The organism is Psychrosphaera saromensis, from assembly GCF_002954545.1.
Lineage (GTDB): Bacteria > Pseudomonadota > Gammaproteobacteria > Enterobacterales > Alteromonadaceae > Psychrosphaera > Psychrosphaera saromensis.
In genome coordinates, this window is the sequence record NZ_MSCH01000003.1 from 2,509,329 (window position 1) to 2,532,476 (window position 23,148).

Here is a 23,148-nt window from a genome sequence, read left to right on the forward strand (position 1 = left end):
CACGTCTCAATAAAACTGCTCGTCATCAGCATCTATGGTCAATTCAACTTTTTGTAGTGCATCGTTAAGATGCATTCCCATATGAATTGCATTGCAGCAATCAGGGCAGTCTTCGTAATAGTTTTGATCACCATTACTGGCATCAAATTCAAAATTAACTTTATGTCCACAATGCGGACATGAAATGGTTTTGTTAAATGTATTCATGTTTGCCTACCTTTTTGCCTATGTTTCGACTCGGTTAGGCTTTCTCACCTCCATGATTACTTCTACCACCGTCTACTGCAATAATTTGACCGGTAACGTAGCTTGCCTCAATTAGATATAAAATTGCTTGTGCTATATCCTCAGGTGAACCTAGCCTTTGTAAAGAAATTTCACTTATCACTTGTTGTTTGTCCTGATCATTTAAGTCATTTTCATGCCATAAAATTGCACCAGGTGCGATTCCATTAACTCTTATATTAGGTGCTAATTCACGGGAAAGCGACTTTGTTAACATAGCTAATCCGGCTTTTGCCATGCAGTAAACCGAGTAACCTTTAAGCGGACGTTCAGCATGAATGTCTATCATATTAATAACACAGCCTTTTGTTTGCTCTAGCTGCTGCTTAAAGGCCTGGATTAAAAAGAAGGGGGCTTTTAAATTAGTCGACATTAAATCGTCCCATTCACTTAATGCCGTTTCGCCAACATTAGTCGGGTAAAAGCTACTGGCATTATTTACTAATACATCTAAGCGGCCAAATACGGCGATTACTTGATCTGCAATCTGCTGATATTGCTCAAATTGCGTTAAATCTCCGCTAACCAGTTGTGCAGTGTTTGGTGATATCTGGTTTAACTCATCCACTAAGGCTTGTGCTGCATCAGTAGAGTGATTGCAGTGAACTATGGTTCTATAGCCTTTGGCGTGCAAACTGCGCACAGTTTGCTTGCCAATTCGTTTGGCTGAGCCGGTGACAAAGGCTACTTTTTGAAATTGAGTCATATTGGGTATTGCTCGCCGAATTAATAACAGATGTGTAATAGTGTCATTGTATGTCTTGCTAATACAAAACTGCAAATTGAATATTACTCAATACACCTGCAGCTCTTGCGTTAATGCTCTAGATAAAATAAAATCCGTGACTCACAAAATTCTTAAATTTATTGATATAAATACTGATTGGACTGTAACCATTCAAATATGTCATAAATCTTAACAAAATTAAGTATATGCGACGCATTGTAGGCGCCGCCACTGTACCAAGGAAACCTCATGCCAGTTATTACATTACCTGATGGAAGTCAGCGTTCATTCGAAAATCCAGTTTCAGTTTTAGATGTTGCCAATGATATTGGTCCAGGTTTAGCTAAAGCGACAATCGCCGGTAAAATCAACGGTGTTCAAGTTGATGCCTGTGAAATCATGGATAAAGACGCGACTTTACAAATTACCACAGCCAAAGATGACGAAGGTGTTGAAATTATTCGTCACTCTTGTGCGCATTTATTAGGTCATGCAATAAAACAATTGTATCCAGATTGTAAAATGGCAATTGGTCCAACGATTGATAATGGCTTTTATTATGACATCGATATGGAACATACAATTTCACAAGATGACATTCTAGCGATTGAAAAGCGCATGATGGAATTGGCTAAAACCGATTACCAGGTTGTTAAGAAAACGGTTAGCTGGCAAGAAGCGCGTGATGTATTTGAAGAACGTGGCGAAATGTACAAAATTCAAATCCTTGACGAAAATATTGAAAAAGATGATCGTCCAGGTTTATACCACCACGAAGAATACATCGACATGTGTCGTGGTCCTCACGTTCCAAACATGAAGTTTTGCCAACACTTTAAATTAATGAAAGTGGCTGGTGCATACTGGCGTGGTAACTCTGACAACAAAATGTTGCAGCGTATTTACGGCACAGCATGGGCTGACAAAAAACAATTAAAAGCATATTTAAAACGTCTTGAAGAAGCTGAAAAGCGCGATCACCGTAAAATCGGTAAAGCATTAGATTTATTCCATTGGCAAGAAGAAGCGCCAGGAATGGTGTTTTGGCACAATGATGGTTATGCAATTTATAACGAACTAGAAAAGTTTATCCGTCGCAAATTAGCTGAATATGATTACGATGAAGTGAAAGGGCCATTAATGATGGACCGCTCTTTGTGGGAAAAATCAGGTCACTGGGATAAATACGCAGAAAACATGTTCACTACGCACTCTGAGCACCGTGAATATGCAATTAAGCCGATGAACTGCCCAGGTCACGTTCAGATATTTAACCAAGGTTTAAAGTCTTACCGTGATTTACCATTACGTATGGCTGAGTTTGGTTGTTGTCACCGTAATGAACCATCAGGGTCTTTACATGGTTTAATGCGTGTACGTGGCTTTACGCAAGATGATGCCCATATCTTCTGTACAGAAGAGCAAATTCAGCAAGAAGTTATCTCTTGTATTGAAATGGTATTTGATTGTTATAAGACATTTGGTTTTGAAGATATCAGTATTAAATTGTCTACACGTCCAGATCAACGTGTTGGTAGTGAAGAAAGTTGGGATAAAGCTGAAAAATCATTAGAAGATGCCTTAAATGCTAATAATCTTGATTTTGATTTCCTTCCGGGTGAAGGGGCGTTTTATGGTCCTAAAATTGAGTTCACATTACACGATTGTTTAGGTCGAGCTTGGCAATGTGGCACAATTCAGGTCGACTTTTCAATGCCAGGTCGTTTAGGTGCAACTTATGTTGCTGAAGATAATGATCGTAAAACACCAGTGATGATCCACAGAGCAATTTTGGGCTCAATGGAACGTTTTATCGGAATTGTGATTGAAGAATATGCTGGATTGTTACCAACTTGGTTAGCACCAAAACAGGTAGTAATTATGAATATTACTGATTCTCAGGCCGAATATGTGCAAAAAGTGCAAAAAAAGTTAAAAGAACATGGAATTAGAGTCATTTCGGACTTGAGAAATGAGAAGATAGGCTTTAAGATCCGTGAGCATACTCTTAAACGTATTCCTTACATGTTAGTTGTTGGCGAAAAAGAGAAAGAAACAGGACAAGTTGCAGTCCGAACTCGCAAGGGTGACGATTTAGGTTCTGTTACTTTGGACGAATTTATAGCCCAATTTGATGAAGTAGTGAAAAACTACAAGTAAGAATATAAGTAAGAAACTGCAATTTAGTTTTACAACATTATAAGACTAAATTGCATTAAAAAATTCAAGGTGAGTTGAACAAACATTAAGTAATAGTGATGTTCGACTTTTAAGATTCTATTATTGGAGGATTTTGCCATTAGAGCGCAAAACAAGAGAGGCCAAAAGGCTGCTCAAAACAGGTTAAATGAAGAGATTACACTTACTGAAGTTCGATTAGTTGGACTTGAAGGTGAGGCATTAGGTGTTGCTACAATTGAAGAAGCACTAGCGGCTGCGGCCGAAGCTGGTGTTGATTTGGTAGAAATTAGTCCAAATGCAGAGCCACCTGTTTGTAAAGTGATGGACTATGGCAAATTTCTATACGAAAATAGCAAAGCTCAAAAAGAACAAAAGAAGAAGCAAAAACAGATCCAGGTTAAAGAAATTAAATTTCGACCTGGGACTGATGAAGGTGACTACCAGGTAAAACTACGCAACCTGCGTCGCTTCATCGAAAGTGGTGACAAAACGAAAGTTACGATCCGCTTCCGAGGCCGTGAGATGGCACACCAAGGCATAGGTATTGAGTTATTAAATCGTGTTAAAGCTGATTTAGATGATATATCAAATTGTGAGTCTTTCCCTTCTCGTGCAGAAGGAAGACAAATGGTGATGGTACTCGCGCCAACCAAGAGCAAGTAATTGCTCTTAAAATGTCGGTAACTAGGGCCTTAAAAGTAGCTAACTATTCTTTTTAAGAACAAGTAACTCGCCTTATTACCATTTTATTAACACTGACCAATGCGGAGTCCAGGCAATGCCTAAAATGAAGACCCATAGTGGAGCGGCTAAACGCTTCAAAAAAACTGCCTCTGGCGGTTACAAACGTAAACAGTCTCACTTACGTCATATTTTGACTAAAAAGAGCTCTAAGCGTAAACGTCACTTACGTAACAAAGAAATGGTATCGAAGGTTGATAAACCGTTAATTGATCGTATGTTGCGTGTAGCTTAAGAGAGGAGACTGAATTATGGCAAGAGTAAAACGTGGTGTACAAGCTCGCAAGAGTCACAAAAAAGTACTAAAGGCTGCTAAAGGTTATTACGGAGCACGTTCACGTGTTTATCGCGTAGCGTTTCAAGCAGTAACAAAAGCTGGTCAATATGCTTACCGTGACCGTCGTCAAAAGAAACGTGTTTTCCGTCAATTATGGATAGCTCGTATCAATGCGGCAGCTCGTCAAAACGGTTTGTCTTACAGCAAATTCATGAATGGCTTGAAAAAGGCATCTATTGAAGTTGATCGTAAGATCTTAGCTGATATCGCTGTATACGACCAAGCAACATTTGCTGTTTTGGTTGTTAAAGCTAATGAAGCTTTAGCTGCTTAAATTAAGCACATAGTTTGATTATTAAAAAAGGAAGCCTAGGCTTCCTTTTTTATTTCTACTTTTATATATCTATCTTTTTTATCTTTAGAAAACACACCATATTCATTTGAATCCCCATACTGTCTAACAAAGACTTGGTTTGGCATAAAACAAGGTTTGTTAAATTCAATATAAACATTGCCTAAATCTTCACCTGTCTTTTTAAATACACTCGACAAGCATTGATGAGCGTTAAACATTCCATGAATTAACACTGACTTTAAGCCTAATTTTTTGGCTAGGTAAGGGTGTAAGTGAATTGGGTTCAAATCGCCTGACAATAAAGCATATTTCCATGAGGTTTTTAGGTTTATTGCGTAGCTACAAAAGCAGTTGTTTAACTGAGCGAGTTCAGACTTTTCAGTCGTTTCTCTTTGGTTGGCTTTATATCCTGCTTTTTTATCTAACATCACATTGGTATTACGGATTGTGAGTTCATCTTGTTGGTAAAACTCGGACTCTATTTTATAAGTAAGTCCTTTGTTGCTAGATTTACATTCTTTAATCGTTACCTGGATATCGTAAGGTAAAAACCAATTGTGCTTAGCATGTTGGGATATTTCACAGCTTAAATGAATTAAGCCCATTAACGACGAAGGAATAGGTGCTTGTGTTACGCACTGTATCATCGACTTAAAACCAGCTAAAAAAGAATAACTTTTTATGTCATCAGGTTGACCAAATACCTTAGTAAATGAGGTTATTTGTTTTTCTGAGGCATAGTTGTTTTTTATGGTGATAGAGAAGGGCTTAAAATCTTCTAAATTAGTTTTTTTTGCACGTAATGCACGAATAATTAACTTTGGAACTGAATGTGATGGTTGAATAATAGACATAGCATTACTTGATAGATTAACCTGCGACAAGGATAAGAAACTAATGAGATGGATTCAATTGTAGATTGCTATAATTTTCATTTAATTGTCATATTAGGGTTAAAATAGCCGTTTTTATTCGAATTTGATATTCAATAAAGTTATTTATAGCTTATTTAGCCTTAATTTATGACAGTCAGTAACAACTGAACTCAGTGTTAAGTTATTTGTTAAAAGTATTTTGAATTGTTATAAAGCCCAAATGAAATTAAAAGTCAGTATTGTTAAATACTGGCAGAGTTATATGAATTGGCATTCATTATATAAACCATATAATTGCATTGTCTATTTGCTATTGCGCTTAGCCGTTTACTCACAAAATTAAGTAAGAAGAAAAATAAATGAAAATTGATGTTATCCCTGTCACAGCGTTCCAACAAAACTGCAGCATAATTGTATGTACTCATACAAATAAGGCCGCAATTGTTGACCCAGGCGGGGAAGTAGACAGAATTAAAGCAAGGTTAATTGAGCTAAACGTGGAGCCTGAAAAAATACTGATCACTCATGCTCACATCGATCATGCTGGCGGTACCAAAGATTTAGCTGACGCACTAGATTTACCCATTGAAGGGCCTGAAAAAGAGGACCAATTTTGGATAGATAAATTAGATGACCAATCTCGTATGTTTCAATTCCCTGAAGCTAAACCCTTTGTGCCAACTCGCTGGTTAAAACATGACGATACCGTCACGGTTGGTAATTTATCGTTTGAAGTTAAACATTGTCCAGGGCACACGCCAGGGCATGTGATTTTCATTAATCACCAGTTTAAGTTTATCTGGGTAGGTGATGTATTGTTTAAAGGCAGTATGGGGCGCACAGACTTCCCTAGAGGCGATCACCAAACACTAATTGACTCTATCCATGCAAGTTTATTAACTCTACCAGATGATTATCAGTTTCTGTCCGGCCATGGTCCAGTGTCTAATATTGGCCATGAAAGAACAACAAATCCATATATTATCAATAATTAAGCTTTTGAGCATCGCACTCATTTAATTGGACGTACTAGAGTGAAAGAAACAGAAAGACTAAAACATCAATTTTACGTTATGTTACACAAGATATGCTCCGAGACATCAAGTGGTTTAATAAAAATAATAATAATTTTATCAAGTACTTATATGTTAACTGCTTGCTCCCTATCTTCGAGAGTTTGGGCAATAGGAGCACATTCAATTGAAGGATACGCAAACCAAAGTAAGACCTTAGAAAATGGTGAGAGCTTAGTTAGATTATCAGAAGCCGAATTGGTCAGTGGCGGTGATACTCAACCACTACAGAGTTTGAATAAAATGGTCAAACAAAACCGTTTTGACTATGAAGTGATAACAGTAAAAATAAATATAAACGATATAGTGTGGGATGATGAAAAGAACGGAACTATTAGCATAGTGATTGATGGCGATTTAAAAGAGTTTCAGGTTAATAAGAGCTCCAACAGTTTAAAATTGGTTCATTACTATAGAGATTGGTATAGCTATCCGGCACAAACTTTATTAGTTCCAGCTTATATCTCTGATGTAACAAGTTCTTTAGTCATTGTTACCTTATACATCATAGCCACATAATGAATTATCTTTTGAGGTTATTCCAATAACAGTAATAACATTGAGTAAGTGCGTTAGCTAATTATTAGACGGTATTTAAAATATGAAATACATTTTTTAGCATGTACCCCAATTTACAAAGTATTTAAACTTCACCCATTTAAAGTGGGTGACACTGTTATATACAATTGGTAATGAAGTTGTTGCATAAGAAAAACTACGAGATGGCCCGCAAACAACCTAACTTATATTTGAAGCGTTAGAAGCCATGTATCAGTATTAGCATATTGTTGTATGGATAGGGGGAGAAAACGTTTTACGTGAGATTTAAGAGCATAAAAAAGTCCTATTATGATTTACTCATAATAGGACTTTTTTATAATTTGCAAGCTTGTTTTTTAAGCGAGATTAATTAGCTTTTTTGTATTCGTCACAAGCTTTCGTGTCATTACATTCACCGTAAAGATATAAGCTGTGGTGTGTTAGTTTTACATTGTAACGTTCTGCTACCATAAGTTGATGTTGTTCAATAACATCATCTTCAAATTCGATAACTTTGCCACATTTTAAACAAACTAAATGATCGTGATGATGTTTATCACTTAATTCAAATACAGATTTACCACCTTCAAAATGATGGCGTGTCACAATACCGGCATCGTCAAATTGATTAAGCACTCGATAAATAGTGGCTAATCCAATTTCAGCATCCTGCTCTAACATCAACTTATAAAGGTCTTCAGCACTTATATGTTCGTCAGGAATAGATTTAAGTATCTCTAACACTTTAAGTCTTGGAGAGGTAACTTTTAGTCCGGCGTTTTTTAGTTGAAGATCGTTTTCAATCATTTGTAATTTTTCTTCTTATTAATTTGATTGTGATTATAGGCAATAAAAGCAAGTAATTAAACCATAAGTAAATTAAGGTTATTTTTTACTGTTATTTACTGCCTAATAATTGGTTATATCGTGCTTGCCCATAAATCGTATTCATCGGAATGGTCGATTTTAACGTCTACTAACTGCCCAGCTTCTAGATTAGTTTCGCCATTTAGGTACACCATACCATCAATTTCCGGTGCATCAGCAAAGGTTCTGCCAATCGCGCCTTCTTCATCAACTTCGTCAATTAAAACGGACATGGTTTTACCAATTTTAGCTTTTAATTTATTGGTGCTAATAACTTGTTGTTTTTCCATGAAACGAGCATAACGCTGTTCTTTCACATCTTCATCAACTTGGCCTTCAATTTCATTGGCTTTTGCACCTTCAACTGCGCTGTACTTGAAACACCCAACACGGTCTAACTGAGCGTCTTCCAACCAATCTAATAACATTTGGAAGTCTTCTTCAGTTTCACCAGGGAAACCAACAATGAAGGTAGAACGAATGACAATTTCAGGACAAATATCACGCCATTTTTGAATGCGTTCAAGTACTTTTTCTGCTTGGCCTGGGCGTTTCATCGCTTTAAGTATTTTAGGACTGGCATGCTGAAAAGGTATATCTAAGTAAGGTAGTAATTTACCTTGGCTCATAAGTGGTATTACTTTATCAACTGACGGGTAAGGGTAAACATAATGTAGACGAACCCACATGCCCATTTCACCTAGTTTTTCACACAAGGTTTTCATATCTGTTTTTACTGGCGCGCCGTTCCAAAAATCCATCTTGTGTTTTACATCAACACCGTATGCGCTAGTGTCTTGCGAAATAACTAATAGTTCTTTTACGCCAGCGGCTTTTAAGCGCTCGGCTTCTGATAGCACTTCACCGATTGGACGAGAAACTAAATCACCCCGCATTGACGGAATGATGCAGAAAGTACATCTGTGGTTACAACCTTCAGATATCTTTAAATAAGCAAAATGTTTTGGTGTTAATTTAACGCCATGGTCCGGCACTAAATGTTCAAACGGGTTATGTTCTGGTTTTGGTAAATGTTGGTGAACTTGATTTAACACTTCTTCGTAAGCGTGAGGACCAGTAACCGCAAGAACATTTGGGTGGATTTCGCGAATTTCATCGTCTTTAACACCTAAACAGCCGGTTACGATAACGCGTCCGTTTTCTTTTAGTGCTTCACCAATGGTATCTAATGATTCTTGTACTGCAGTATCAATAAAGCCACAAGTGTTAACAATAACTAAGTCAGAGTCGTTATAAGTGTTGACCACTTCATAACCTTCAGTACGTAACTGAGTAAGAATACGCTCTGAATCCACAAGGTTTTTTGGACAACCAAGACTAATAAATCCTATACGACTTCCAATATCAAAAGACTGACCATCTTTAGCAGCTTGTTCGTGCTGTTGTTCAATCACCTTAACCGGTGTTTCTAAAGTAGTGGTTTGTTTTGCTTTCGCAGGGTCGAATTTGTTTACTGTCATTTTGTCTCTAAAAAAATAAGGCGTTAAAATTGCGCGTATTATATAGCAAACATAACTTAGGTGGTATGAGTAGATATCCTAAAGTGGATATTAAATACCAAAACATCACAATTAAATCACAATGTCCGGTTTATCTAACGGTTATAGATTGTTGAAAATTATTAGTTAATTGAGGTTTGGTAAATGACAGTTTAAAGTCCAAAAACTAATCATAATACGATTAGTCATCACTACGGTTAGCACAACTCTTGCTATTGAAAACGACGGCTCTAAAATCAGAACGTGCAAATCGGCGACAAGACAATAGAAATAATAAGATGTAACTGTCATGTCATACATCGTAATAAAACATAATTGAACGCATGAAATTTAAACGTTCGACTTTTATTCTTATTTACAATAGCTTACGTTCTGTTTTTCTACTTATTAAGGAAGGCCATTAAAATGCTATTCAAATTATCCAGACTTGTTATTGGACTTACAGCACTAACTTGCTCATCAATTGCAGCTGCCGAAAAAATAACATTTGAAACCAGTGTCAGCAAAACGACTGATACATTGGTTGTGTTTCACGGTAAAAACCAATCGAATATGATATATGAAAAATATAATAAAAAAGCGAATGGACAGCTTGATAAAGCGATTGCCGCGATTAACTTTAAAGGTAATTACGGTAAATTTATTGAAATCTTAGCGCCAAACAACTTAGCTTATCAACGTGTCGTGATTGTTGGTACGGGTGAAAAAACGCTTTCTAAAGACAAGCTAACAAAATTAGGCGCTAATTTATCTGCAAAACTTGAGAAAAAATCAATTTCTAATATTACCATTGCTGCTGATGATCTAGATGGCAGTAATGCAGAAACCAGTGCGTTATTAGCGCATGGTATTAGCTTACGTGCTTATAGCTTTGATAAATACCTTAAAGAAAAGCGTCAAGAAAAAAACTACTACTTTGACGTAAGTGATGGCAAAGCAGCAACTAAAGCTTATCTACCATTAAGTTATATAGAAAGCGGTGTGTTCTTAGCGCGTGACTTAACAAACGAAACTGGGACGGCAATGACACCGGTTGAGTTTGTTGAGGCGGCAAAAACGTTGAAAAAGTACGGCGTAAAAATAAAAGTATTAACACCTAAAGAGCTTAAAAAGCTTAACATGAACGCCCTTGAAGGTGTAGGTCGAGGCAGTCTTCATGGTGCACGATTAATTATTGCCCATTATGAAGGTAATAATGACACTCCGATTGTATTGGCGGGCAAAGGTATTACCTTTGATACGGGTGGATACAATATCAAAACGAAGAATATGGTATTACAGAAAAAAGACATGGGGGGGGCTGCAACGGCTTTAGGTACAGTTAAAGCCTTAGCTATGATGAAAGCTAAAGTAAACGTTGTTGCTGTAATGGGAATGGCTGCGAATATGGTGTCAGAGAAAGCAATTCTCCCAGGCGATGTACTATTAACCGCAGAAGGTATATCGGTTGAGGTTATTAGCACTGATGCAGAAGGGCGTTTAGCACTTTCTGATGCAATGTGGTACGCCCGTAAGAATTACAACCCTGAAATTATGATTGATATTGCAACATTAACGGGTTCTAAAATTGGAGCCGTAGGTACTGAATATGGTGCTATTTTTTCAGCTGACGATCAATTAGTGCAAGAGTTAACTTTTGCGGGTAAACAAGTTAACGAACATTTGTGGCGTTTGCCTTTAGGTTATAAAGGGAAATTGAAAAGCGATATAGCCGATTTAAGAAATACAGGTACTGGTGGACCAGGCGCTACAACAGCCGCCACTTTTTTACAGCACTTTGCCGGTGATACTAAGTGGGCTCATTTAGATATAGCAGGTAATGCTTTAATTAAATCTGCAAAAGACGAATCACCCAAAGGTGCAACTGGCTACGGTGTAAGATTATTAACTGAGTGGATTTTGACTCGCGAAAAACAATAAATAGTAAAGTTGGATTGCGTTTCAGTAACGCTGATTTAAAAGAAACCGTAAATTCGTAGTTTTACGATTACTTGATTTGAATAAAAAGCACCATTTGTTTGGTGCTTTTTTATTTTTTCATTTAAAACTTAGTGTTTTTACAACTATTTCTGCCTACTTTTTCTCTTTGATGAGAATTATTCATGGACATTTAACGGTTAATATCAGTTATATGTCGTTGAACGGTTGCGTATTTTTAGTTGTGCATGCTTTAATATGATCATCTAAATGTAAGGAAAATTATTATGGCGTCAAAGCACATTGTTTATGCTTGTATTATTACGTTAGGCTTTAGTTCTTGGGTTTCATCAAAAGAAGCAATTAATGAACAAACTAAAGAACCTGTTTTAGTTCAGCCAATTGAACTTAAGAAAATAATGTCTGATCCTAAATGGATTAGTAATTCACCACAAAATGCGCACTGGCTACCCGGTTCTAACACGATTGTTTTTGAAAAAAATAAAGAGCAAGGCGCACTAGAAACCACATTAAAAGATACATTTGTCCTAAACCTAGATACTAAAGAGATCCAACAAACGGCATTAGCTGACTTTTACCAAGTGAAACTGGATGAGTTGGTTTATAGCCAAGATGGAAAACAAGCAGCTTATGTATATGAAGGTGATATATATTTATTAGATGCTATTTCTAATTCAGACGAGACAACCGAAGCTAGTTTAGAAGACGTTTCAGCCGAACTAGCTGAGGTTTCTGATGGTGCAGATGTAAAAGATACTATTTTAGATGAACTTATCGATGAAGTATCAGACGACAGTGCTCAAATTATACAATTGACCAACACCTCAGCAAGAGAGTCATCGCCTCAGTTTTTAAATAACGACTCATTAATTTATTGGGCAGGCGAAACGGTTTTCTCGATAGACTTAACCACCAATTTAACTTCAGAGCTTATTAAGCTAGAAATGGCTGAGCCACCAAAAGCACCAGAAGTATCAGACGATATCATAGCGCAAGAGCAGCACGAGTTAATTGACTATGTAGTGAATAAACAAAACAAAACGCTAGAACGCTTTAATCAGAAAAAAGCGATAAAAGAAAATGATTTACGCGTGACCAACAGCTCAGTTTATTTTGGCGAAGGCCAACGTTTGGTTAGCGCAGAAATATCACCTAAAGGTGACCGACTATTTGTTGTGACAAGTAAAGATGTACCGTGGCGTTCAAAAGGCGATTTAATGCCTAACTACATTGGAAATGATGGTCGCATACAGTTTGACCAAGTAAGACCTCGAGTTGCAGATGCAACACCAAATCAACAGAATTATTGGTTGGTTGATATTGCGAGCAAACAGGTTGATAAATTATCGATAGATACTTTGCCAGACTTTGATAAAGATGTGCTTAAGTCTGTGAAAATCGAAAACTATCGTGAAAGAGGCGAGAAATATAAAAGTAGAAAAGAGCCAAGAACCATTAACTTAATTGTTGATTGGAGTTGGTCGCAAGGTGCTGTTCAATGGCATAAATCCGGCGAACAAGTCGCGGTTATGTTAGAAGCTTGGGATAACAAAGATCGCTGGATTGCTACTGTAGACTTTAAACGTAAGAAATTTGTACCTCAACATCAATTACATGATGACGCTTGGATTAACTATACCTTTAATGACTTTGGTTGGTTTAATAACTCAGAAACCTTGTACTTTTTATCTGAACAAACCGGTTACTCTCATATTTATACTAAGTCGGTTGACTCTAGAAGTGTAAATCAGATAACGGCTGGTAAATACGAATCTTCAGAAATCCTGTTAACTAAAGACGATAGCTCGTTTTACTTTAGAGCTAATGTTAATCACCCAGGTAATTATCAAGTTTATCGTGTAGACAGTGACGAAAGTAAAGTTAAAAAGCCTACAGCAATAACTAATTTAAAAGGTAACAACTCATTTGAAATGAGTCCAGATGAAAGTCATTTGTTAGTAACTCACTCAAACTTATTGACGCCAGAAGAGCTTTATTTAGTTAATGCTGATGGTTCAGGTGATGCTGTTAGATTAACCAACACAGTGTCTGAAGAATTTAAAGCTATGCCTTGGACTAAGCCTGAAGTAGTTGAAGTTGCCTCTTCTTATACTGATCAACCTATATACGCGAAAGTGTATTATCCGGCAGATTATAAAGCGGGTGAAAAACGCAAAGCGGTGATTTTTAATCACGGTGCTGGCTACTTACAAAATAGTCACTTTGGTTGGTCTGGCTACTTTAGAGAATTTATGTTCCATAGCATGTTAGCGCAGCAAGGTTATGTGGTAATGGACATGGATTACAGAGCCTCAAAAGGTTACGGGCGTGATTGGCGTACTGCAATTTATCGTCAAATGGGAACACCAGAAATTCAAGATTTAAAAGACGGGGTTAACTGGTTGGTTCAAAATGCGAATGTTGATAGAGGTCGTATTGGGACTTATGGTGGTTCATACGGTGGCTTTATGACGTACATGGCACTATTTAACGAACCTGAGTTATTTCAAGCTGGAGCCGCATTAAGACCAGTATCTGACTGGGCGCATTATAATGACGGTTATACATCTAATATACTAAACCGACCTGAAGACGATATGATTGCTTATCGTAAAAGCTCGCCGATTTATTTTGCAGAAGGTTTACAAAAACCATTATTGATCAACGCGCCTATGGTTGATAACAATGTATTTTTTGTTGATACCGTTCGATTGGTGCAGCGCATGATTGAATTAGAAAAAGAGAATTTTGAAACGGCTATTTATCCGGTTGAAGCGCACGGCTTTCAACAACCATCAAGTTGGTTAGATGAATACCGTCGTATTTATAAATTGTTCGAAACTAATTTATAATATTACTTACTTTTACATTTGCTTTCAGAGAACGCTAGTCACGACTAGTCGTTAGCAAAAATAGAGAAGGCCTGTTAATACAGGCCTTTTTGTTTTCTTAATGTTATTTTGTCAGGCTAAGGGGTTATTTATTTAAACTTACTTTATTTGGATCTACTTTATTGGGCTCTGCTTTATTAAAAAACAAGTAACCTAATCCCATCAAAATACCAACAATACAGCCGATTAAGTGTGCTTCCACGGCAACATCAGCTTGAATAAGATCTTTAGTAGATTGAGCAGGCCCTACAATTAATTCATATAAAACTTTAGCTGTGATCCCAATTAATAATAACCAGCCAGTTTTTTCATGCTTTTTAATATCGATGATAGCGCCGTAAACAATCAGGGTATGCAAAATACCCGACACGCCAGCATAGTTAGTGTTACCACCAAATAACAAAATACCAATACCTACCAATATCAAGCTAATACAGATGGCTACAACATAGTGCTTAGTATTGTAATATTCGCCATGTAATGCCCAAACTAGGGCGACGCCACTGACATTCAACAGTACGTGATTAAAATTCGTGTGTAACATTTGTCCGGTCATTAAGCGCCAAACTTCACCGTTTAAAATATCGCCGGGGATAAAGCCAAACCATTGCATACTCACAGGTTTAGTGACCTCTAGCAGAAATAGAATAGCTATAAAACAAAGTGGGGCTGTAAGGTATTGTTTTTGTGTTGGAAAACCTAACATTGTTATCCCTAGGTAATTATAAAAATTAAACTGTGTTTTAACTTTTATATTGTTAATATTAACCCAATCGATTAGTCATGAGGTCAATCTATAATGCGCGTATTTAGTCTTATTTTAGTGTTATTTGCAACTCCAGTGTTCAGTAATGAGCCATCAAGGGCAACACCAGAAGCTTTTACCGGCCTTAATTATACAAAAGCCAGTTATTCAGACAAGGCAATGGTCAGCGCTGCCAACCCACATGCGGTTAACGCAGGTGTGCAAATGTTAAAACAAGGTGGTAGTGCAGTTGATGCTGCTATAGCCGTACAACTGGTATTAAATTTAGTTGAACCACAATCATCGGGTATCGGAGGTGGTGCATTTTTAATGTGGTATGACGGTAAAAGTAAGCAGGTTAAAAGTTATGACGGACGTGAAACTGCCCCAGCTGATGCGACACCAGAATTATTTCTAGATGATAACGGCAAGCCAGTAAGCTGGATTGATGCCGTTGTAGGTGGGCGCTCTGTTGGTACGCCAGGTGTTTTAAAAATGTTATGGCAGTTACATCAAGAACAAGGGAAGTTACCATGGAAAGTATTATTCCAGCCCGCAATTGAATTGGCTGACCAAGGTTTTTTAGTAAGCCCTAGATTAGCTAAGCTGGTTGCTATCGTTTCAAATCCTGGGATGAAAAAATTACAAACCATTAATGACTACTTTTATCCAAATGGTCAAGCCATTCAAGAAGGGCAGTTGCTGGTGAATAAACCGTATGCAAATACCCTCAAACGTATTGCAAACAAAGGTGTTGAAGAATTTTACCAAGGTGAAACGGCAAAACACATAGTTGCTGCTGTGCAAACAGCATCAATAGCGCCTGGGAAATTGTCTTTATCTGATCTTAAAAATTACACATCAAAAGAACGTCCAGCGGTTTGTACAGATTATAAAGCTGCAACGGGTAACTACGAAATCTGTAGTATGGGACCACCAAGCTCTGGTGGATTAACCGTCTTGCAAATGCTGAAACTACTAGAACCTTTTGATCTTCCGTCTCATCCAATAGACAGCGCTGAAACAGTTCATCTTTATACCCAAGCGGCAAAATTAGCATTTGCAGATAGAAATAAATACTTAGCCGACAGCGACTTTATCGCTGTGCCAGTTGATGGTTTTTTAAATAAAGACTATTTGGCAAGCAGACGTTTGTTGATATCCAGTAAAAAAGATTTAGGAACCGCACAAGCTGGCACTATTGGTACACAAGAGTTGGCTTCCAATACCTCAATCGCTCAGCCAAATACTAGCCATATGTCTATAGTTGATAGTTTTGGTAATGCTTTATCTATGACAACAACCATTGAAATGGCTTTTGGCTCAACTGTTATGGTTGATGGGTTTATCTTAAACAACCAGTTAACTGACTTTTCATTGGACCCTGTTAAGGATGGCAAGTTGGTTGCTAATCGAGTTGAAAGTGGTAAACGTCCACGTAGCTCAATGTCGCCAGTTATTGTATTAAAGGATGGTGAAGTATTTGCTGTTCTGGGATCTCCAGGTGGTAGTCGAATTATCAACTATGTGGCATATGCATTAATTGGTTTGTTAGATTATGGTTTAGATATGCAAGCTGCAGCTAATTTACCTAGAGTTTCAAATCGTAATGGTGCAACTTCGTTAGAAATAAATACACCTCTGGATAAAATAAAAGCTGATTTAGAACAACTTGGTCATACGGTTAATATGATCCAGATGACGTCGGGTGTTCATGGCATATTAAAAACGAATAAAGGTTGGCAAGGAGCTGCAGACCCAAGACGAGAAGGGACTTCAGTAGGGCTTTAATAAGCTAATCGTTATACAGTAAAATGGTTACAGATAATAAAAAGCTCAGTTCAAATTGAACTGAGCTTTTTTCGTGGATGTTTGTTACATGAAAAAATATTTTATATGACTATTTTTTTGCGTAAGGGTCATCATCAATGCTGTCAATTAACCAATCGCCATCTATTTTTAGAAAGTTAACTTTTCTTACATCGTTAATTCTGTTGTCATTTAACATTCCAGTAAAAAGAATGTTAACCGATGACTCATTCGCTTTACCTGTAGTCACTTGATTTAATGAACGGTCAATTTTCAACTCTACACCTGGATCCATTTGTAGGTTTAATACATAACGGGCGTAGCTACGAGCTGTTCCATAAGAAGTAATGATACGTGATAACTTTGGCGTCGCATGCTCCTGAGCTTTAACTACATCTCGTTCATTATAAATGGCACCAAAAAATGCTAAGGCTCTATATTCAGGAGCATCTGGATTTGCAAACGCTGGAAGGTCGTCATTTGATTCACTACAAGCCGTGATTAAATTCAACGACAATATTAATGTTACTAGTTTAAAGAACTTCAATGTTCTACTCACTTTTTATCTAAGTTAGTTATATTGTAACCAAAAATCAGGCATATATAAGGAAATATTTTATAAAAACAAAATAAAGAGTGAAAATCTTATATTTATGCAGCAGTAATTAGCGTCACTAGACACAAAAAACGCCGTTGAATTACTATTCAACGGCGTTTTAATTATACTAATAATTTATAGACGAGCTTATTACTGTACTAGTTCGTCGTCACTGAATACATCAGAGAATAAAGCAGTAGATAGGTATCTTTCTGCTGAGCTAGGTAAGATAACAACAATGTTTTTATCTGCGTACTCAGGTGTTTCAGCTAAACGTTTAGCTACAACAACCGCAGCGCCAGAAGAAATACCCGCTAAAATACCTTCTTCTTTCATTAAACGATGTGACATAGCAATCGCTTCTTCATTAGAAACTGACTCAGCACGGTCGATAACACTTAAGTCTAAGTTACCTGGAATGAAGCCTGCGCCAATCCCTTGTATTTTATGAGGACCAGGTTTAAGTTCGTCGCCTTTAAGTTTTTGGCTGATCACTGGAGAATCGACAGGCTCTACTGCGATTGACTCAATGTTTTTGCCTTTTTCTTGTTTGATATAACGACTAACACCTGTAATTGTACCGCCAGTACCAACACCTGCGATAAATACATCAATGTTTCCGTCCGTTGCTTCCCAAATTTCAGGACCTGTAGTCTCAAAGTGAATTTGTGGATTAGCTGGATTTTCAAATTGTTGCAGTAAAACATATTTGTCAGGGTCAGAAGCGACAATTTCTTGTGCTTTAGCGATAGCGCCGCCCATGCCTTTTGGACCTTCAGTCAACACTAAGTTAGCACCTAGAGCTTTTAACAACTGACGTCGCTCTAGGCTCATCGTAGATGGCATAGTAAGCGTTAATTTGTAACCTTTAGATGCAGCTACAAATGCTAATGCAATCCCTGTATTACCAGATGTCGCTTCAATTAATTCTTTACCTTTAGTTAAACGACCTGATTTTTCAGCATCCCAAACCATGTTTGCGCCAATTCTGTCTTTTACACTGAACGACGGGTTTCTAGATTCAATTTTTGCAAATACATTACCGCCAGTAACGCGGTTTAATTTTACAAGTGGCGAGTTACCAATTGATAATGTGTTATCGGCTAATATTTTTGACATGTTATTTCCTAACTGGAATTAATAATTGCTGCTAGTTAATACTAAGCGTGAGCTTAACTGAAGTTCCATTTTTAACTATTATATTCAAATTGTTTATAACCTAATGGTCTTGAAAATGTAAATGCGTGTTTTTTTAGTTATAGACAGTAGTGGTATTTTGTTATTAGCAATCTAAAGATACGGTGTTACAATTGATTTCATTAAATTTAATAATCCGACAGTGACTAATTATGGCGAGACGATTACCCCCTTTAAATTCGCTTAAAGCTTTTGAAGCCGCGGCTAGAAACCTCAGTTTCACTAAAGCTGCAGAAGAACTTTTTGTAACTCAAGCTGCTATTAGCCATCAAATTAAGTTATTAGAAGAACATTTAAGCATGAAGTTATTTATGCGTCGTAATCGTTCTTTGTTATTAACGGAAGAAGGGCAAAGTTACTATTTAGATATTAAAGATATCTTTGTCCATTTATATGAAGCGACAGAACGACTATTAACTCGTGGTGCCAAAGGTTCTATCAGCATCGCACTTACTCCAAGTTTTGCCATTCAGTGGTTGATACCAAGACTCAGTGAATTTTCTAGCTTACACCCAGACATAGACGTAAAAATTAAAGCCGTTGATTATGATGATAACTCACTAACCGACGATGTTGATGTCGCTATTTATTATGGTTTAGGTAATTGGCAGGGCGTATTTACCGACAAATTATATACTGAATACTTAACTCCGGTTTGTTCTCCTTTACTGCTTAGTGGTGAAAAGGCGTTAACGTCTCCTGCTGATTTAGTCAATCATACGTTATTACACGATACTTCAAGAAATAACTGGAAAGAATGGATCAAAGTCGTTGGTGTTCAAGATATCAACGTGAATCAAGGGCCTATTTTTTCTCACTCTTCTATGGTGCTACAAGCTGCAATTCACGGACAAGGTGTCGCATTAGGAAACAGTGTATTAGCTAAACCTGAAATTGAATCTGGCCGTTTAGTCACACCGTTTAATGAAGTATTAATCAGTAAAAATGCGTTTTATCTTGTGTGTCGAGAAGGCCAAGTAGACTCACCTAAAATTGTTGCGTTTAGAAATTGGTTATTAGATGCGGTTCGATTGGAACAAGAAGATGTCTGATCAAATAACTAAAAAAAGCAGTAAGCAAAACCCTAAGTCAGTTATCCAAAAAACGGCTCAAGGGCTAGTTAGAACGGTTTACCAAAATAGTGATTTGTCGGATAAAGCCGTCGTTCTAATTGCTCACGGAGCGGGTGCGGGAAATCAAAATGATTTTATGGACTCATTTTGTACTAAGCTTGCAGAGCAAAATATACAAGTGATTAGTTTTAACTTTTTGTATATGCAAACCATGTATGAAACAGGTAAACGCCGACCGCCAAATCCTAACAAGCAATTATTACAACAGTTTGAACAAGAGATCTTAGCGGTAGATTCATCTTTGCCTGTGTTTATTGCTGGAAAAAGTATGGGGGGACGTGTTGCTTCGCAAATATGTGCCTCAACTGGATTAGGACCTAAGCTTAGCTTTACTCCAAATTCAGATGTAACCGCAAAACTACGCGGTTGCATTGCCCTAGGTTATCCATTTATGCCACCGGGAAAGCCTGAAAAGTTTACCGATAGAACTCAGCACTTTAAACAATTAACCGTACCTTTGTTAATTAACCAAGGTGAGCGAGATAGCTTTGGCGATTTGAACAGTCTTAGTACGGAACAACATAAAAGTGTGTTGGATAACAAAATGGTGCAGTTGTCGTGGATAGCATCGGGCGATCATAGTTTTAAACCATTAAAATCCTCGGGTTTTACATTGGACGATAATATAAAGACTGCAGTGACTAATACATTGGGCTTTATTAATCAGTTAATTTGAACTTCTAATTTAAGAAGCTAATTTAAGATCTTAGCTTAAAATACCGATTTAAAAGACTTATGAAATTACATTTAAACGCAAAATCATTTAAATTATTTGCCGCTATAAGTGGGCTGTTAGCGGTTGGCTTAGGGGCGTTTGCCGCTCATGGTTTAAAGGGCTCTTTATCAAGTTACTCATTGGGTATTTGGCAAACGGCTGTATTTTATCAGTTTGTACATACCTTAGTGATATTACAGTTAAGTCACTTAGTGTCATCTCGTTTATTAATACGTAGCCAAACCTGGTTTGCTTTGGGAATTATATTATTTTGTGGTTCACTTTATGTATTAGCGTTAACTGGGATAACAAAATTAGGCATGCTTACACCAGTAGGTGGTGTGTGTTGGCTGTATTTGATTGTAAATATTATTAAGCAGGATTAGCCAATGATTTTTAGCCAAACGCACTAGCTAAGAATGACTAAGCAAAACCTATCAACATATTGCTATATTTTTTTATAGGTTATGAAAGAGGGGTGTTAATCGTTACCGATTGACGGATTGCTTTGTATAAAAAGTCTAAGGTTGTTCTGACTCGTTTACTGTTTTTAAGCATAGTGTCGATAACTTGGTGTTCTGTGATCTGAGCCTTACCATTTATTAGGTGCTGGAAAAAATAGGTTGCCACTATAATTAATAGAATATTATCGTTTATTGGCTTGTCGTCTTGCTCGACTCGTTTACCCCTTTCTAAGAAATAAAAGTACTGCTCAATTATATCGGTATACACTTTTGGCAATAACCAACTTTTACTTAACAACAGACTTATTTTTTTCCAATTATCTAACGCCGCTAATCCAAACAACTCGGATAAACAAACGGTTTTATCCGCATTTGGCGCGGCTAAACGCGCAGGTGAGCTTGCTGCATAAGATACCTTTGGAATGGTCATTAGCGCTATCATCAAAATACGGCCAATCAATTCGTGATATTTAGGCAAACCTATATTAGTGTGACGATGAAGCTCAGACGCAATATGGCTAAACAGATCAATTTTATAATTAACAACATCCGCTCCCATTTTTCTTACCTGGTATTGCTTCACTTTAATGTTGTCGTTACATAACGTTGGAAATAGCTGCTCTTTGCCTAACATGGCGATGGCGTGACTAATGTCGGTCACCGTTTGTTGTTGTCGGTTTTTGTTCGTGGCGTAATCTAACAGTAACTGGGACTGTTCGGGATAATCAGCTAATACTTTACATAAGGTTTTATTATTGTTGCTTAAAAAGCTCCTAGATATATTTCGCCAGTCGTTATCTGCACGGTAGCGATTAACGCCATTAATAGACGTTAACTTGGTATATTCATTTTGAGCATCGATATCCGCATCTAATTTATGGCTGGCAAGTAACCCAATTAATACAGCTTGATCTATGATTTGTTGAGGTAATATTATTCTAACCTGTTCAGCGTCTACTTCTTCATATTCCGTAGCGTCATCAATTGAAGTTTGGCTAAATTCGAAAATACCAAGCTGGAGTGTTGACGGGTTTTGTTCGACCAACAAAGCTAAGTTCTTACTCCGTAACCTTACCAGTACGCCATTAAAGTCTGACAAAGAATTACACAATTTACTCAATTCAACTTTGTAAGGCGTTAATTGTTTCTGCTTTATTTGCAAAGGGCTCTGAGCGGCTAATAAGCGATTTAACGCGGTACCAAAGGTAAGTTTGTCGTTAAAGCCTGCAAATGCGCTTAGCGTACAGTTTAAAGAGACGACAACTAAAGATTGCATGTAGATATTGGCGTTTGAGTAGGTATTAGCACCTGCTATTTGGCTCAGCAGTTTTAACGTAATGTTATCAGTCAGTTTAAGCTTTTTAGCCAGTTGAAAACTGCTAGTCAGGCAGCTGTTTAATGCTCTTTTTAAGTAAGGTAATTGTTTGTGGTCTTTTTTGGCTGCTATTAATTCAGGCAAGACGAGATATAACAATAACAAGCTGGCTTTAATTAATGAATGTATTTGCTCTGGGTCTAATTTTGACTTTATACAAAGTGAACGACTAAAACAGGCTTGTTTTAAAATAAATGATGCAACAAAGTGCATGCTTTTATTGGTGGTATTTAAAATGACCCCAGCAAGGTTTGGACTAACATCTAATAAAGTATCAATTTGATTTAATAATAAATCGATACTTGTTTCTAAATCACTTTCTGCACGAGAAACAAATATCTTATGACAGTCAGATGCCAATAAACAAAGTTGGTTATAGGGGGCTAATCGCTCAGTTTGCAAAGTTAGATGTTATTAAATTGTTGATAGGCACTGTCGCCCCAAGCAATTAAATATCCATTTTTGAACAACATAGGTGTGCACTCATCTTTGGTTGTAATACCATCTGATTGTAAATGCTGAGTTCGATAAAACATTACTTGAAAGCTTGTGTCATCTTTACGTTTTGCTTCGGTAAGGTCTGGCGAACCTAATGTTTGGATCACGTTAGAGCGCTCAATATTTTCATCGAGAGAAAGGGCACTAATATATCGTTTATTGAATGCTTGCCTGTCTTCCCAGCCCATATTGTCAGTATCATCTTCATAAAACGTTAATACTAAAGCTGCAAATACTGCATATAACCCAAATCCAATAACAACAAATTTAACGACCTTTTTATCCATCATGCGCTCTCTAATACTAGGTTCTTTTTATTATAAGGTTTTATTATAACGTGATTA

22 protein-coding genes are annotated in these 23,148 nt (G+C 37.1%); 12 read left to right on the top strand and 10 right to left on the bottom strand.

Features of this window, described 5'->3' with window-relative positions:
* Positions 1-6: 6 nt before the first annotated feature.
* Positions 7-207, bottom strand: a complete 201-nt coding sequence (locus BTO11_RS11410; RefSeq protein ID WP_105052720.1) for a CPXCG motif-containing cysteine-rich protein — start codon at positions 205-207, stop codon at positions 7-9.
* Between the two features lie 34 nt (positions 208-241).
* Entirely contained in the window at positions 242-991 is a 750-nt protein-coding gene (locus BTO11_RS11415; protein WP_105052721.1) for a pteridine reductase, read from the bottom strand.
* 270 nt (positions 992-1,261) lie between these two features.
* Between BTO11_RS11415 and thrS the strand changes: the two genes are divergently transcribed.
* From thrS to rplT, 4 genes are all read left to right on the top strand, one after another.
* Positions 1,262-3,172: a threonine--tRNA ligase gene (gene thrS / locus BTO11_RS11420; RefSeq protein ID WP_105052722.1), complete on the top strand. Its 1,911-nt coding sequence runs from the start codon at positions 1,262-1,264 to the stop codon at positions 3,170-3,172.
* 123 nt (positions 3,173-3,295) lie between these two features.
* Positions 3,296-3,856, top strand: a complete 561-nt coding sequence (gene infC / locus BTO11_RS11425; RefSeq protein WP_105052723.1) for a translation initiation factor IF-3 — start codon at positions 3,296-3,298, stop codon at positions 3,854-3,856.
* Between the two features lie 115 nt (positions 3,857-3,971).
* On the top strand, positions 3,972-4,169 hold the full coding sequence (gene rpmI, locus BTO11_RS11430; protein ID WP_105052724.1) for a 50S ribosomal protein L35: 198 nt from the start codon (positions 3,972-3,974) through the stop codon (positions 4,167-4,169).
* 16 nt (positions 4,170-4,185) lie between these two features.
* The gene (gene rplT / locus BTO11_RS11435) at positions 4,186-4,545 is read left to right on the top strand and encodes a 50S ribosomal protein L20 (protein ID WP_105052725.1); all 360 of its coding nucleotides are present in this window, start codon (positions 4,186-4,188) and stop codon (positions 4,543-4,545) included.
* A 35-nt stretch (positions 4,546-4,580) separates the two neighbouring features.
* Here rplT and BTO11_RS11440 read toward each other — a convergent pair whose 3' ends face one another.
* Positions 4,581-5,420, bottom strand: a complete 840-nt coding sequence (locus BTO11_RS11440) for a MaoC/PaaZ C-terminal domain-containing protein (protein WP_105052726.1) — start codon at positions 5,418-5,420, stop codon at positions 4,581-4,583.
* A gap of 380 nt (positions 5,421-5,800) precedes the next feature.
* Here BTO11_RS11440 and BTO11_RS11445 point away from each other — a divergent pair, with 380 nt between their 5' ends.
* Positions 5,801-6,436, top strand: coding sequence for an MBL fold metallo-hydrolase (locus BTO11_RS11445; RefSeq protein WP_105052727.1), 636 nt, complete (start codon positions 5,801-5,803; stop codon positions 6,434-6,436).
* A gap of 150 nt (positions 6,437-6,586) precedes the next feature.
* Positions 6,587-7,033: a hypothetical protein gene (locus tag BTO11_RS11450; protein WP_105052728.1), complete on the top strand. Its 447-nt coding sequence runs from the start codon at positions 6,587-6,589 to the stop codon at positions 7,031-7,033.
* A gap of 387 nt (positions 7,034-7,420) precedes the next feature.
* On the opposite strand, the gene fur is transcribed toward BTO11_RS11450, so the two are convergent.
* Entirely contained in the window at positions 7,421-7,861 is a 441-nt protein-coding gene (gene fur / locus BTO11_RS11455) for a ferric iron uptake transcriptional regulator (protein WP_105052729.1), read from the bottom strand.
* A 113-nt stretch (positions 7,862-7,974) separates the two neighbouring features.
* Complete coding sequence (rimO, locus tag BTO11_RS11460) at positions 7,975-9,402, bottom strand: 30S ribosomal protein S12 methylthiotransferase RimO (RefSeq protein ID WP_105052730.1); 1,428 nt, start codon at positions 9,400-9,402, stop codon at positions 7,975-7,977.
* Between the two features lie 438 nt (positions 9,403-9,840).
* Here rimO and BTO11_RS11465 point away from each other — a divergent pair, with 438 nt between their 5' ends.
* Positions 9,841-11,361 carry a leucyl aminopeptidase family protein gene (locus BTO11_RS11465; protein ID WP_373295208.1) on the top strand — a complete coding sequence of 507 codons (1,521 nt, stop codon included), beginning with the start codon at positions 9,841-9,843 and terminating at the stop codon, positions 11,359-11,361.
* Positions 11,362-11,645: 284 nt separating this feature from the next.
* Complete coding sequence (locus tag BTO11_RS11470; protein ID WP_229793387.1) at positions 11,646-14,231, top strand: S9 family peptidase; 2,586 nt, start codon at positions 11,646-11,648, stop codon at positions 14,229-14,231.
* A 124-nt stretch (positions 14,232-14,355) separates the two neighbouring features.
* Here the strand turns inward: BTO11_RS11470 and rrtA are convergent, their stop codons facing one another.
* Complete coding sequence (gene rrtA, locus BTO11_RS11475; protein ID WP_105052732.1) at positions 14,356-14,976, bottom strand: rhombosortase; 621 nt, start codon at positions 14,974-14,976, stop codon at positions 14,356-14,358.
* 93 nt (positions 14,977-15,069) lie between these two features.
* On the opposite strand from rrtA, the gene ggt reads away from it, so the two are divergent.
* On the top strand, positions 15,070-16,806 hold the full coding sequence (gene ggt / locus BTO11_RS11480) for a gamma-glutamyltransferase (RefSeq protein ID WP_105052733.1): 1,737 nt from the start codon (positions 15,070-15,072) through the stop codon (positions 16,804-16,806).
* 109 nt (positions 16,807-16,915) lie between these two features.
* Here the strand turns inward: ggt and BTO11_RS11485 are convergent, their stop codons facing one another.
* Positions 16,916-17,383, bottom strand: a complete 468-nt coding sequence (locus BTO11_RS11485) for a hypothetical protein (RefSeq protein ID WP_146105486.1) — start codon at positions 17,381-17,383, stop codon at positions 16,916-16,918.
* A gap of 189 nt (positions 17,384-17,572) precedes the next feature.
* The gene (gene cysK, locus BTO11_RS11490) at positions 17,573-18,541 is read right to left on the bottom strand and encodes a cysteine synthase A (RefSeq protein ID WP_105052735.1); all 969 of its coding nucleotides are present in this window, start codon (positions 18,539-18,541) and stop codon (positions 17,573-17,575) included.
* 230 nt (positions 18,542-18,771) lie between these two features.
* Between cysK and BTO11_RS11495 the strand changes: the two genes are divergently transcribed.
* The 3 genes from BTO11_RS11495 to BTO11_RS11505 are packed head-to-tail and all read left to right on the top strand — an operon-like array spanning position 18,772 to position 20,853.
* Positions 18,772-19,671, top strand: coding sequence for a transcriptional regulator GcvA (locus BTO11_RS11495; RefSeq protein ID WP_105052736.1), 900 nt, complete (start codon positions 18,772-18,774; stop codon positions 19,669-19,671).
* Positions 19,664-20,428, top strand: coding sequence for an alpha/beta family hydrolase (locus BTO11_RS11500; RefSeq protein ID WP_229793386.1), 765 nt, complete (start codon positions 19,664-19,666; stop codon positions 20,426-20,428). The genes BTO11_RS11495 and BTO11_RS11500 overlap by 8 nt, the downstream gene beginning before the upstream one ends.
* Before the next feature lie 59 nt (positions 20,429-20,487).
* Positions 20,488-20,853, top strand: a complete 366-nt coding sequence (locus BTO11_RS11505; RefSeq protein ID WP_105052737.1) for a DUF423 domain-containing protein — start codon at positions 20,488-20,490, stop codon at positions 20,851-20,853.
* Between the two features lie 79 nt (positions 20,854-20,932).
* Here the strand turns inward: BTO11_RS11505 and BTO11_RS11510 are convergent, their stop codons facing one another.
* Together BTO11_RS11510 and BTO11_RS11515 are read right to left on the bottom strand one after the other, a co-directional pair.
* Entirely contained in the window at positions 20,933-22,708 is a 1,776-nt protein-coding gene (locus BTO11_RS11510) for a hypothetical protein (RefSeq protein WP_105052738.1), read from the bottom strand.
* A 2-nt stretch (positions 22,709-22,710) separates the two neighbouring features.
* Positions 22,711-23,091, bottom strand: coding sequence for a DUF3192 domain-containing protein (locus BTO11_RS11515; RefSeq protein WP_105053749.1), 381 nt, complete (start codon positions 23,089-23,091; stop codon positions 22,711-22,713).
* Between the last annotated feature and the right edge of the window lie 57 nt (positions 23,092-23,148).